The following is a 12,834-nucleotide window of genomic DNA, read 5'->3' on the forward strand; positions in this document are numbered from 1 at the left end:
TCATTACGTCTCTAGATGAGGCTAAAGACTACCCTAAAATTTTATCAGCTTAATTAGTTACCAAGATTTACACAATAGCTATACATCAGCACGAATTCGTAAACTATTCTTCCAGAGAACATCGCTATTTTACGCTACTAAAGGATTACTTATCTTTGACAAGGCCATTCTATAGATACACTATAGAAAAGACGACTTATTGAAGTAGTTATGATTACTTAATCATAACTACTTTACCAGACTAAACGTTAGGAAATAAACGCTTCGGATGAAAAAAGGATTACTGCTCATTGGGTTCATCATGAATTGCCTGGCCGTGCAGGCTCAGTCTGTATTCGGCAATGAATGGATTAAATCGAACCAGAAATACCTGAAATTCTCCGTAAACCAGACGGGCGTCTATAGGGTAAATTATGAGGACATTAAAGCCACTGACCCTTCGTTCCTCCAGACAAATCCGGCAAACTGGCAGTTGTTTTTTAGAGGAAAAGAATTAGCTATTCGTGTAGTAGGCCAGCAGGATGGTGTGTTCGATGCACAGGATTATGTTGAATTCTATGGACAAGGCAATGATGGCAGTCAGGATTCACTACTATACCGCCCGCAAAAGCGATTACATCCCTATCAAACGCTATTTTCAGATAAGACCGCCTATTTCCTGACTAGCAGCCCGGCGCTTTCTGGAAAACGGATGCCAGAACTGAACAAATCTGCCCAGGGCCTTACACCAGAAGCATTCCATATCGAAGAAACGGTACAGGCCTTTACCAGCGACTATACGTTTAACAACTTAAAAGGCATCGAACCCGCTCTCCAGCAAAGTTACTTCGAACCGGGAGAAGGCTGGTCGGGGCCAATGCTCACGAAAGATTCGATTGGTACAGTCCGGGTAAATTTAACGAATCGGGTAACCACGTCCTCCCAACCTATTGCCCTGGAGGGTATGGTAAATGGCCGCGATAATAATACCCATCGAATACAGGTAGATGCCTCTCCCACAACAGCTATAGCCACCCTGAACATATTCGGATTCGCGTCACAAACCTTTCAGGCAACGATTAATCCGGCAACGCTTCAGAACGAACAACTTAGCCTACGATTCTCTCCCGAAAAGATTTACTACACAAACAACTTCTCCATTACCTACGTAAAGGTTTCTTATCCACAAGCGCTGGATATGGCAGGCCAGCCAGATAAGGTATTTCACGTGCCGATAAACCCACGTCAGACAGCCTTACTATCTATAAAAAATGCACCTCAGGCATCCATTGCCTATGACATTACGGATAAAACCAATTGCCAATACGTAGCCGCCCAACCGTCGGGCGGTCAAACACTGGTTGTCGTGGATGGAACAACCGTAAAGCGGGATATTTTCGTAACCAGCCATACGCTTAAACCCCTGGCTATTCAGGCTGCCCGTTTTCCGACTACGTTTCCGCAGTCGGCCACGTATCTGATTATTACCCACGCATCACTCAAACAGTCGGCGCATACGTATGCGGCTTACCGGGCATCGGAGGCTGGTGGCAGCCATAAGCCATTTATTGTTGAAGCCGACTCCCTGTACGATCAGTTTAATTACGGCGAACGAAGCCCGCTGGCACTCCGGCGGTTTGCGGATTATATGCTGGCTAATTCAGCAGTCAAAAACTTATTGCTGATTGGCCGGGCGTGTAGCTACCCCTACTTCGTTAAAACAACGCCCGACGATCTGGTACCAACGATTGGCTATCCGGGATCGGACATTCTGTTAACAGCAGGACTAAGCGGCTACCCGATAAATACACCAGCACTGCCGACCGGTCGCCTAAACGTGACGACAAATGATCAGGTGCTCGCTTATCTGGATAAAGTAAAGCAACTGGAAGGCGCTACGCCGAATGACCTCTGGCGAAAACACATCATCCATATCAGTGGGGGTAAAACACTGGACGAAGCCCAAAGCCTGCGTTCTGCGCTGACTACAATTGGTACCATTTACACCAATGGCCAACTGGGGGGTGAAATTAGTGCGTTCAGCAAAAGCACAACCAATGAAGTAGAGCCGACAAACATTACTCCGCAAGTTAATGACGGGGTGAGTTTAATTACGTTTTTTGGCCATGCCGGACCGGCCGTTACCGACATGAATTTTGGATTTGCCTCACCGCCCGAAAACGGATTCAGCAATAAGCGGTACCCATTTATGATTTTTAACGGCTGCGGTGTCGGCGAGATTTTTTCTAATTTCAACACACTATCTACCGATTGGTTGCTGACCCCTAATAAAGGAGCCGCCGTTGTTCTGGCACACTCCTACTGGAGTTTCGAGGAACCAACAACGCTGTACCTGAAAAAACTCTATTCGATTCTGTATACAGATCCTACGTCGCTGGGAATGTCGTTTGGCAAGGTGCAGCAACAGGTAAATTTAGCCCTCGAAAAAGAGAGTGCCGATCCGTATAATGTATCGGTATCTCTGGAAATGATTTTACAGGGCGATCCGGCGGTTGTCCTCTACCCCTTGCCCAACCCCGATTTTAAGGTTGATCCAAAGGGCATCTATATTCAATCGTCGGTGGTGGGGAGTTCACTCAAAAACAGTGATTCGATTCGGGTCGTGATTCCGCTGGCGAACTTAGGCAAGTACATTGCAGGTCAGTCGGTATCGGTATCACTCAAAAAAACGACTAGTACGGCTGCCACGACCAGTACCTTAGGGCTCAACGCCTTTCGCTACCGCGACACGCTGGTGTACACGATGCTTAAAGACGAAACGCTCCAGAAGATCGAAGTAGCCATTGACCCAACCAATCAGCTAACCGAACTCAGCAAAACGAATAATACAGCTAGTTTAACTATTGACTGGGCACAGGCTCAAAACGGCACCAGCTACCCCATTCAAGCGCTCCTGGACCGCATTAGCCCTCAAATCAATGTATTTATTGATGGAGCCATTAAAGAAAATCAGGCCGTTGTTCGGATGAATCCACAGGTAGAGATTTTCATTCAAGACGAAAATCCGCTTTCACCAAAGGATACCACGGCCGTTGACGTATACTTAAAAAGCTGCACAACCTGTAATCCCCAAAAGCTATCGTCGCAATCATTTTCTGTTTCGGCGGTTTCGGCTAACCAGCTCCAGGTCATCACAAATCTGTTGCTTAAAGCGGGGGGAGCCTATCAGCTTATTGTATTCGGAAAAGATGCGGCAGGTAATCGAACCCAACCACCGTATACGCTCGATATCATCACGCTGGCCAATGACGAGACCATTACATTGCGTACGTATCCTAACCCGGCCAGTACGTATGTAAAGTTTGACCTCAGCCTGAATGTGCAGGAGCTACCCGTTGAGTCGCGGCTGACTATTTACAATCAGGCCGGTATTCAGGTTTTTGCCGATAGCTTTTCTGTATCAACCGGAAAAAATTCACTGCTCTGGCAAGGCGTTAATCCGGGTCTTTACCCGTACTCGCTCCAATTAATCTGGAAAGATGGTCGAACGGAGACACATACAGGTAGGGTGATCTGGCAACCCTAGTTATGGCTCATTTCAACCGATTACTGGCTACTAATTCCCATTTTAGTCGGTTGCCCGATGAAATTATGCCTTTACCAATACAATCTGGTGTCGATTGACAAAACGCCAGCGATGCATCCTCCCGATAAATCAAGCCCACGTTCTGCGCGTAAACCCGTTGGTATTTCTGTTGATTTATTAACGTTGAATCGTTCTTACCAACAACTGAAACCGTACGGTCAAATGTTTGATTACCCAGTATAAATGGACGTCCGTCGTTCTGATAGCTCAACAGCGTATCGGGGTTGGCGTTGTACGTATTAACGTTCCAGGAAGTGGCCGACGATATAGGAAAAACCAGTCGAAGTGTAGGCACATTACTTTCCTGACTAACCACTTCCGATAGGTTTTTATATACGGTATGAATAGCGTTGATTTGCCAATCGGATTGGGATGATGGTTTTATCGACTCTTCAACAAGAAAAAACAACTGTCCATTTTGAGTGAATGAGTTGCCAACTTTTTCCTGTAGCTGGTAAATCCGTTTAATAGCTGGATTGGTGAGCGAGTAGGTTTCCTGAGTTACCTGATAAATCCAGTAATCGCCGGTTTGCAGCGGGAAATAAGCTGAATCATCGGGGACAGGATCGGTTGACGTTTGTTTACAACCAATGCCCATACCCAGTAAAATCAGTAGGTTGATTATGTAAGAGCTGCTTTTTTTGAGCATTTGATGGCGTTCGCGAAGGTGTTGAGTAGCTTTATAAATCCTGAATTTGTCGATCACAGATCACCAAAAGCGAAGATACGAAATAGACCAGTTTGTTAACGCTTTAGAAATTGACCAAGTATGAGTGGAATTGCAGGAATGATTCGATTTGACGGACAGGAGGTATCTTCTACTGATCGGCAAAACGTGATAGAACGATTAAAACACCGGGGAGCCATTTCAAGTCAGGCCATTAACCAGGGAATTTTGATGTCCTTTGACGGCCCAGTGGAGATCAACTCAGCGAATCAGCTCTATGCCGCTGTCGATGCTGATGTATTTTCCAAATCTACCCCGCAACAGCCTTTCGTCACAAACTACGGACTGCAAGGTCCTGCCTCCTTTAATACCCTGAACGCCGATTTTGCGGTAGCTATCTGGGATAGCCATCAGCAACAACTTTACTGTGCGCGAGATCCTTTGGGCATAAAACCGCTTTATTACGTACATCAGCCGGGTCGCTTTTTTGCCTTTGCCTCCGAAATCAAAGCATTGCTGGTTCTTAACGAAGTCAACGTAAAACCAAACCAGCATAAATACAGAGAGTACCTGACCTGGACCACGGCTTACGTTCCTTATAGTGCCGAAACATTCTACGAAACCATTTACAGCGTTTTACCGGGCCACTACCTCCGGGTGACTTCGCAGGATGTGCACATACAGCCATACTGGCAACCCGACTTAAACCAGTTTAGCGGATTGACCAATCCAGATGAATATGCCTCCTTATTTCACGACTACTTTATTGAAGCGGTAGATAGACGGATACAGGACAAAAAGCTTGTAGGTGCCCATTTGTCTGGCGGGCTGGATTCGTCATCGATCAGTGGTGTTGCCCAATCGTTATTACTCCAGCAGCATCGGCCTTCTTTACATACCTTTAATATTGATACAGAACAGCCTTCGGCCGATGAGCAGGCGTATGTACAGGCGTTGGTTGACCAATGGCATTCGCAACATCACCGGGTCCGTCCGGTAGCCGATGTGCTCGACTCCGTATTAACAATAAACCATCAGTTCGACCGGCCTGAGCATTTCATTATTCCTTCCAGTTTTCACCTCAGCGTATCATTGGAAGCCCAGCAGATGGGTTGCGATATCCTCTTAACCGGGCATGACGGCGACAGTACCATTCCCACCGGATTTGATTTTCTGGACCAGCTCCTCGACGCTAACGACTGGGAGCAATTACAAATAGCCTGTCAGCAAATGGTTTCGTTTCGTGAGCGTAACATGAGCTTTTTAAGTGCCGACTGGCAACAGCTCAGCGATCAGGCTAAGTACGAAAAATACGTTCTATACATTATTGGGAGCGATCTAAAAAAACGGCTTAGTAAACAATCAGGCGGTTCTTTTCTTAGCATGATGCGCGATCAGAAACGGATTTTTGGGCTCTCCACTATGGCCATCGTCGCCTATTTGGCCAAACGAGTTCAGGACAAACTGGCTCATCGAGATTTACTCAATAATGCACTGAGTACTGATTTTAAACAACGAATACCCCAACGAGAGCAACAATCGACAAACGAACTGATTAGGAATCTATCAGCAGAACATAAGGCGCCAATCAACCAAATTGTTCATACAACCAATGTCATTTGTAACGAGCAGATGAACCACATCGGTGCCTATTATGGGCATCAGTATTCGTTCCCGTTCTTCGACAAGACTATTGTTGAGTTAGGGTTGGCAACACCTTTGGAAGTCCATTTTAACAAAGGACGTGGGCGAGGATTGATCCGCAACGGACTACTGGATATACTGCCGTCCTCGATTGTATCTCGACTGACAAAAGCCAACTTCGTTGAATACAGCACATTATCAGCGCAACAACTGTATCAGGCCACTCACGAGCAGTTCAGTACACCCGGTCATCCGATCTGGGAGGTCATTGACCGGCAACTATTTTCCAGGATTGTTGCTATTGTTTTTAACCCACGTTTCCCCATCAAGAAAAAAACCCGTTATAACTGGCTTGTAAGCCGAATTATCTATCTGGCGCTCTGGCTTAATTCACTCAAACAGTACAGCTAACGTAGCGGCTCACGTAAAGCAGGAATAAAACGTAGCAGCGAGCGAAGCCCCCGAATAAAAAACGTGATGATGCCAAATTGTTTCGGCACGTATACAATGCGTTTCCCAACCTTAAACGTGCTGTAACGAATGATCCGGCTGGTGCAAAACGTAACTATAATTTTCAACTTCTTGCTTAGTTGCGTTTGCGCTTTAAAGAAAAACGTTAATTGACTAAAAATTAGGGAACTGGACGAAAGCGGCTCGCTGGTTTCCCAGTTTTTCTCATACGCATTGGCTACTAATTGGATACGCTGAGTCACCAACATTTCCTGAATAGTGGAAGGCAACGATAAATTCCAAATCTGTTGACACCAGAGCAAGCCCGAAAGAAAAACTCGTTCAAGACCATTCCGACCTAGCTCCTGCAATAGCCACGCCCAGTCAATTACCTTATCATTTATTAAGAAATAGAGATCGTTGATATAATTAATTGTTTGCCAAATGGCCGTTATACCATGGTGAGCTACAAGTAAAACAATTTGGTATTCTGTATATAAGGTTGGGCTGGAAAGAACTTCCTGTACGCTATAAACTTTATACTGCTTATTAAAACATACAAATTCCCAGTGTAGATCAAGATCAAAATAGCTATTGTTAAAAAATGGCTTCATTAGGCTAACCTCATACAAATCAGAAAAAATAACTTTCTGATCATACTTCATGTAAAGCGTCGATTTTTGATCTACTAGATAACCATCGGCTTCTAAAAGGCGTATCGTTTTAAAAATATCTTCTTTTGCTACTAAAACATCCAGGTCTCCAATAGTCCGAAGGCTACTATCAGGATAGCATTTAGCTGCCAGATAAATTCCTTTGAGTGGAACATAGTCAATTTCATTATCAGCAAATCGTTTATCTAACAACTTATATTGATGTAGCTTCAGTAAATTATCAGTAGCTATTGTCCGGCAATCGTTCTGTAGGGTAGTCAAAAACGATTCAGCAACGAACGGAATGGGCTGAAGGGTTCGGTACAAAAACGGCGTTACCTTATGGCGAGCCGCCAGTTTATAAAGTCGATCCCAGTCTACTTGATGTTGTTCTAAAAACAGGGTAATCTGCGCTCTTTTGTTCTCCGTTGGCTCAACCGCGCAGGCCATCAGCAACAACGAAATTTCGGGTGAGTGCTTCATCTAAAATGTCGTTTTTAGATCGTCAACAAATGCGTGTAGTCGACTAAAGTCAGCTGGGCGGCTTAGCTTAATAACTGGAACACTATGAGCCAGGGTAGTGCTTTTTTCAAAATAATCTTTCAATGGTGTGCCTTGTAGTAGTGAATCGGCCAGGGGAAAATAGCTAATCAATTCAATTGGTATTTGGTGTTTAGGGACTTGGAAGCTCGTACCAGCTAATTCGTTGGGCGCTGTTAGAACAAAAATCTGGTCTAACGTCACAGGGTTTTCATTAAAGACGATTGAATCATGCCAGGAAAATTTGTTAACCCCCTCTCGCACTGCCGTGAGTCCATCTTTCTCAATCTGTAAGCCAGTCACGCTATTTTCCCAGATTTTGATTTGTGGAAAGGCGGGTAGTACTAAAGACGGCCCTGTTGCATTGACTTGGATACATACCATATCATCACTAATCACGCTAACCCCTCCTTGCGCAAAAGCTGCTACTGTGGTTGATTTGCCAGCCCCTGGTTCCCCCAGGAATACAACCCCTTTCCCATTGAGGTGAATAGCACTGCCATGTAACAAAAAGTAACCCCGTTGAAACAGGATAAGACCAAGCGCTTCACTTAACGTAAACAGAGAGAGCAGATCCTCATCGGTTTGAGTTGTATCCAGAACGAGTTCCTGGCCGTTTACGACCATAAATGATAGGATGGGTGCCCAGTTGAGCCATAACTGCTGTGGCCCATTTTGGGCAAATTTGGCTTGCAATCCAGCACGATAAATTTTTGTGGGCTGCAACGGTGGGCTTTCGGGTAACGCTCCCCGTCTAATAACTACATCAACTGGCTTAGGAGTTACTTCTTTGAGGGGAGGGAGCTGAATCTCAGAACCAATAGTAAGCCCGTACGCAGTATAATAATATCTGGTCAATTCCATTATAAAATCAGCTCGAATACCTGAGTAGCTTGCTCAGCAAGGATAACTCGATTTAGTACGGATAACTAAACTATGACTATCTGCGTAAAATCCGTTTGATGCCACCTATATAATTTTCACCACACTAGGCCGTTGCCTCGATCAACTTCTCCCGCAATAGGTTTTCGATGAATAGCCTTAATTCTTCGTTACAAACAGCAGGCTCTACATCAAACTCATTTAGTATGCTTTCCTGAATTTCGCCAACGGACATTTCTTTATGATTCTGTAAAAGAGACCAGATAAAGCCCCCAACTTCATTCAGTTCATAATAATTACCCAGTTCATAATTTAATAATACCGTTTCCTTTCCAAGAACAGATGAAGATTGATTTGGTACCAGTTGAATTCGGGTATTAGATGTGATAGTCATTTAAGAAAAGAGAAATAAATAAAATTAGGATGATTTATGTAGCGTACGACTTGACTAAGGTAGCCTTTTTCTCTGGGGTGGTCAACTCTTATTTGAGTTAAATCGACCTGGATGGACAAAAAAAAGCTTGGTTCATCTTCTAAGAAGACGAACCAAGCTTAGTACATATCAGGCGAAAAGAGCCTTATAATTTAAGAACTAAACGTGAACGTACCGCCAAAGCCATCGACGTTCGAGCCCGTCTTCAGCGTCAGTTTCTTTACATTACCCAGCGATTTAACACGGGGGGTTTGATACGTCCTTTTCGACGCTGTATTCGATATATGGTTGGACTTTGTTTTCATGTGCCAAGGAATTTAACTGTTGTGAAATCAGGTGCCGATTCTGCAACCTTACGGTCGCCACTCAACTCTGCGAGCTGAGGCAAGCATCGTAACAAATCTATTCGACAATTAAGCGATGCTTACGAGTCTGACCACGTTCATCCACCGTCAGAATGTACACCCCCGTCGAGAGCTTACCCGTCACCTTTAACAACAGATTCCCCGACTCGACACCCACCTTCTGAACCGGCATCAAACGACCATCTGCGCCATAAAAATTGATCTGGGCCGTCTCGGGCTCATCCAGACTCAACCGGAACTGCTGATCATTGAGCACCGGATTGGGGAACACGCCATAGGCACCTTCACGCAGCACCACCGACACCACCGGGAATACCGTCGACTTGCCATCCAGATCCATCTGGGTCAGCCGATAGTAGCTCGTACCCGCGTAAGGCGTCTGGTCAATCAGGTGGTAATTCTTCAGCGAATTGCTGTTGGCACCCAACTCCGTTACTTCGTCCACTTTCTCAAAACCTTTCAGATCCTTGCTGCGCTCGATCAGAAAGCCCTTGTTGTTGGTTTCCAGCGAGGTGGTCCAGGCCAGGGCAACCGTGCGGTCCTCCTGGGCTTTGGCCGTGAAGGAAACCAGGGCTACGGGTAAAGCACCCGCCGTTACGGCCACGGGCGTGCTGGCATTATCGTTGTTGGGGTTGTTGGTACCGATACCACTGGAGAGGGCATTGCTCAGCACATTGGGCGGCAAGCCTCCCGTTACGCGTACGCCAACGATGGCTAAGCGCAGATCATAGATGGCATTACCGGGCACGACGCCGTTATTGCTGCGGACGGTAACAATGGTGCCATTGGTTCCATCATAAGCGCCCACGGTAACCGACAGGTTGGCCGTGGTGCCCGCCACAGGCGAGATAACCACGACTGAGGAGCCGGTTACGCCGATATTGGGGGGCAGGTTAACGGTATAGGTAGCGGTAGCGGATTGAGGAATATCGGTGGAGCTACCATTGCCAAAGCTGGCGGTGAGACTGGCGGCTTGTCCAACCTGGATGGGGTTGGGGCTAATGACGATTCCTCCCACGGAGGGATCCTGGGCGAAGGCGGCATAGCTGCTGCACAAGACCGTCAAAAGCATAAGTAAAAGTTTTCTGGTCATAATCGTGAATACAAAGTTTAGAAAATTCAACTGTGGACTACTAATTTGCCCCAAATATCTATAAAAAGACATTTGGGGCAAGAAAAACTTTACAAACCAGTGATAATTCTGGCGTAAACGTTATTTAATGGATTTCCATCATACGTATGTGTAGCGTCGTCGTTTACATTTACTGTGATATTCGATGCGCTTCCGGTATTAGCCGTTGTGCGGGTTATTGTGAAACCCAGTTTGGCAGTGGCATTTGCAGCTATAAATTGTCCAGCATTAATCGTTAGTGAAATTTGTAGTCCATTGTTGCTGGTCTCAGTCCATTTTGTATTATCTACTGGGGTAGTAGTGCCTCCAGAAACGCTAATACTGGTGATCGAACTTGAGAAAGCGATGGTATAGCCAGTAGGCGCTGAGAGTGTGATAGCTACATTTCCACTAGACGTAGATTGTCCACCAACTTCAAATATGTTTACCACAAAGTTTCTTGTATTATCCGGGCTCGTTGCTGCAAAGTTGGCCTGAGGCAAGTCAATAACTGGCGTTAAATCAGGAGTACCCTGATTAATCAGCACATGCAACGTTGCACTGGCGCAGGTCGACGGTGTATTATTATCGCAGGCGGTATAAGTAAAGTCAACAGGACCCGTAGCACCCGGCGCAGGAGTAAATGTATAGCTACCTGAGGAAGTCAATACGAGTGTACCCGATGAGGTTACTGTTGTTCCCGCATTTGATACGGACAGGCCAGTTCCCAGATCGTTGTCGAGTACATTACCACTGGCAGGGCTTCCTCCTGATGTAGATACATAGTCATCGTTGGCGGATACAGCCGCTGGGCTACCTGGCGCTTTAACCGTGATGGTTACGGTGGCGGTAGCACACGCAGGTGTACTAGGTGTTTCACAGATTTGATAGGTCACAACATCTGTTCCATAATACCCTGCCGTTGGCGTGTAAACCAGATTTCCACTTCCATTAATACTGGCAGTACCATGAGCAGGCTGAGTAGGAATCGTTGGATTTTGTAACGCACCTCCTGGATTTCCTGGTCCATCGTTAACCTTTATGTTAACTGTCAATGCCGTTGGGCTGGTAGGCGCGCCGGTGGTCGTTGCAAAGTCTGGATTTGCTACTGGGTTGTTCGTATTCACAGCCGGATCAAGCACTGTGATCGCCAATGTCTGCGTTGTACAGACAGGGGGTGTTCCCGTAACGCAGACAGGCACATTGTATGTGTATACGCCTGGTGTGCTGGCAGTGAAGGTATAGCTGCCCGTTGGTGTTAGCGTCAGCGTTGCGCTACCAGGCGAGCTGGTCAGGGTAGCCGTACCGTAGGTAGTTCCTACAGGTACTACATCGTTTGTTTTAACATTACCCGGAACTGGTACATTAATATCAGTAACGTTGAAGTCCGGATTCGGATTAAACGGATTGATTAGTATGTGTAATGTTCCATTCGCAGAGGCTGACGGGGAGCCATTGTCGGTAGTGGTATACGAAAAGTCAACCGGCCCCGTAGCACCAGCTACTGGCGTGAATGTGTATGCACCATCAGCCGCTACAACCAACGTACCTACACCTGGAATAGTTGTATTCTGGGTAGTTATCGTCTGGGTATTCCCTTCAGGATCAGTGTCATTGGTTTTAACATTACCAGAAACTGCCGCACCCTGATAGGTACTAATGTAATCATCCGCAGCTAGCGTACTATTGTTGCTACCTGGTGCAATAACGGTGATGGTTACTGTAGCTGTACCGCAAGCAGGTGTACTAGGTGTTTCGCAGACCTGATAGGTCAATACATCAGTTCCATAAAAACCAGCATTCGGTGTGTAAACCACATTGCCACTACCATTTACACTGGCTGACCCATTGGTTGGATTAACAACAATAGTTGGGTTTGCCAGCGTACCACCCGGATTGCCAGGCCCATCATTTACTCTAACATTGACTGTCAACGATGCAGGGTTCGTAGATGCTCCGGCGGTAGAGGCAATATCTGGATTCGCGACTGGATTGTTGGTGTTTACCGTTGGGTCAAGAACCGTGATGGTTAGTGTTTGCGAAATGCAAATAGCACTCAAACAAACGGGAACCGAGTAAACATATACGCCTGGTGTTGCGCTACTGAATGTATACGTACCATTACTGCTCATTACCAGTGATGGTACAGAGCCACCAGGCGAGCTTGTCAGTGTAGGGCTGGTGCCATACGTAGTACCAGCTGGCACCTTATCGTTAGTCTTGACACTGCTCGTGACAGGTATATTCTTGTTGGTAACGGCAAAGTCTGGATTCGTATTTAGTGCACAAACCAAACCACCACCTACCGATGTGCGCGTATCAATAAATGCGCCGTATACTCGTAGCGAACCCGACAGATTTGCCAAGCTGGTGCCTACACCTGCACCTACCAACGGAGCTACACTTAACTGTATTTCGTCGAATGCTTGTGTGGTTACAAAACCTACATTGAAAAAGTTGTTGGTTGGGCCAAACAACGTTACAGCTAAATCAAGTAAGTAAG

General features: G+C 46.0%; 9 protein-coding genes. 2 read left to right on the forward strand and 7 right to left on the reverse strand.

The genetic code is table 11. The features are described 5' to 3' along the window. The first annotated feature begins 268 nt into the window (after positions 1 to 268). Entirely contained in the window at positions 269 to 3,526 is a 3,258-nt protein-coding gene (gene porU2, locus ACYVGO_RS36945) for a putative type IX secretion system sortase PorU2 (protein WP_460973824.1), read from the forward strand. 7 nt (positions 3,527 to 3,533) lie between these two features. Here porU2 and ACYVGO_RS36950 read toward each other — a convergent pair whose 3' ends face one another. Further along, positions 3,534 to 4,292, reverse strand: coding sequence for a hypothetical protein (locus tag ACYVGO_RS36950; RefSeq protein ID WP_460973825.1), 759 nt, complete (start codon positions 4,290 to 4,292; stop codon positions 3,534 to 3,536). A 63-nt stretch (positions 4,293 to 4,355) separates the two neighbouring features. Here ACYVGO_RS36950 and ACYVGO_RS36955 point away from each other — a divergent pair, with 63 nt between their 5' ends. Next, entirely contained in the window at positions 4,356 to 6,308 is a 1,953-nt protein-coding gene (locus ACYVGO_RS36955; RefSeq protein WP_460973826.1) for an asparagine synthase-related protein, read from the forward strand. On the opposite strand, the gene ACYVGO_RS36960 is transcribed toward ACYVGO_RS36955, so the two are convergent. The 6 genes from ACYVGO_RS36960 to ACYVGO_RS36985 form a co-directional block, all read right to left on the reverse strand. Continuing rightward, positions 6,305 to 7,483 carry a nucleotidyltransferase domain-containing protein gene (locus ACYVGO_RS36960; protein ID WP_460973827.1) on the reverse strand — a complete coding sequence of 393 codons (1,179 nt, stop codon included), beginning with the start codon at positions 7,481 to 7,483 and terminating at the stop codon, positions 6,305 to 6,307. The genes ACYVGO_RS36955 and ACYVGO_RS36960 overlap by 4 nt on opposite strands. Next, positions 7,484 to 8,404: a serine kinase gene (locus ACYVGO_RS36965; RefSeq protein WP_460973828.1), complete on the reverse strand. Its 921-nt coding sequence runs from the start codon at positions 8,402 to 8,404 to the stop codon at positions 7,484 to 7,486. It lies immediately after the preceding gene. A 124-nt stretch (positions 8,405 to 8,528) separates the two neighbouring features. Beyond that, positions 8,529 to 8,816 (reverse strand): PqqD family peptide modification chaperone, encoded by a 288-nt coding sequence (locus ACYVGO_RS36970; RefSeq protein ID WP_460973829.1) that lies wholly within the window; start codon positions 8,814 to 8,816, stop codon positions 8,529 to 8,531. A gap of 191 nt (positions 8,817 to 9,007) precedes the next feature. Next, entirely contained in the window at positions 9,008 to 9,160 is a 153-nt protein-coding gene (locus tag ACYVGO_RS36975; protein WP_168207730.1) for a hypothetical protein, read from the reverse strand. 97 nt (positions 9,161 to 9,257) lie between these two features. After that, on the reverse strand, positions 9,258 to 10,313 hold the full coding sequence (locus tag ACYVGO_RS36980; protein ID WP_460973831.1) for a T9SS type A sorting domain-containing protein: 1,056 nt from the start codon (positions 10,311 to 10,313) through the stop codon (positions 9,258 to 9,260). A gap of 89 nt (positions 10,314 to 10,402) precedes the next feature. Then, the coding region (locus ACYVGO_RS36985; RefSeq protein ID WP_460973832.1) for a beta strand repeat-containing protein at positions 10,403 to 12,834 on the reverse strand (2,432 nt) is incomplete at its 5' end.

It is taken from the genome of Spirosoma migulaei, from assembly GCF_054776855.1.

Excerpts from the sequence above, each read along its gene's own strand:
- porU2 (WP_460973824.1), top strand. The coding sequence starts at position 269 with ATGAAAAAAGGATTACTGCTCATTGGGTTCATCATGAATTGCCTGGCC.
- ACYVGO_RS36955 (WP_460973826.1), top strand. The coding sequence starts at position 4,356 with ATGAGTGGAATTGCAGGAATGATTCGATTTGACGGACAGGAGGTATCT.
- ACYVGO_RS36960 (WP_460973827.1), bottom strand. The coding sequence starts at position 7,483 with ATGAAGCACTCACCCGAAATTTCGTTGTTGCTGATGGCCTGCGCGGTT.
- ACYVGO_RS36965 (WP_460973828.1), bottom strand. The coding sequence starts at position 8,404 with ATGGAATTGACCAGATATTATTATACTGCGTACGGGCTTACTATTGGT.
- ACYVGO_RS36970 (WP_460973829.1), bottom strand. The coding sequence starts at position 8,816 with ATGACTATCACATCTAATACCCGAATTCAACTGGTACCAAATCAATCT.
- ACYVGO_RS36975 (WP_168207730.1), bottom strand. The coding sequence starts at position 9,160 with ATGAAAACAAAGTCCAACCATATATCGAATACAGCGTCGAAAAGGACG.
- ACYVGO_RS36980 (WP_460973831.1), bottom strand. The coding sequence starts at position 10,313 with ATGACCAGAAAACTTTTACTTATGCTTTTGACGGTCTTGTGCAGCAGC.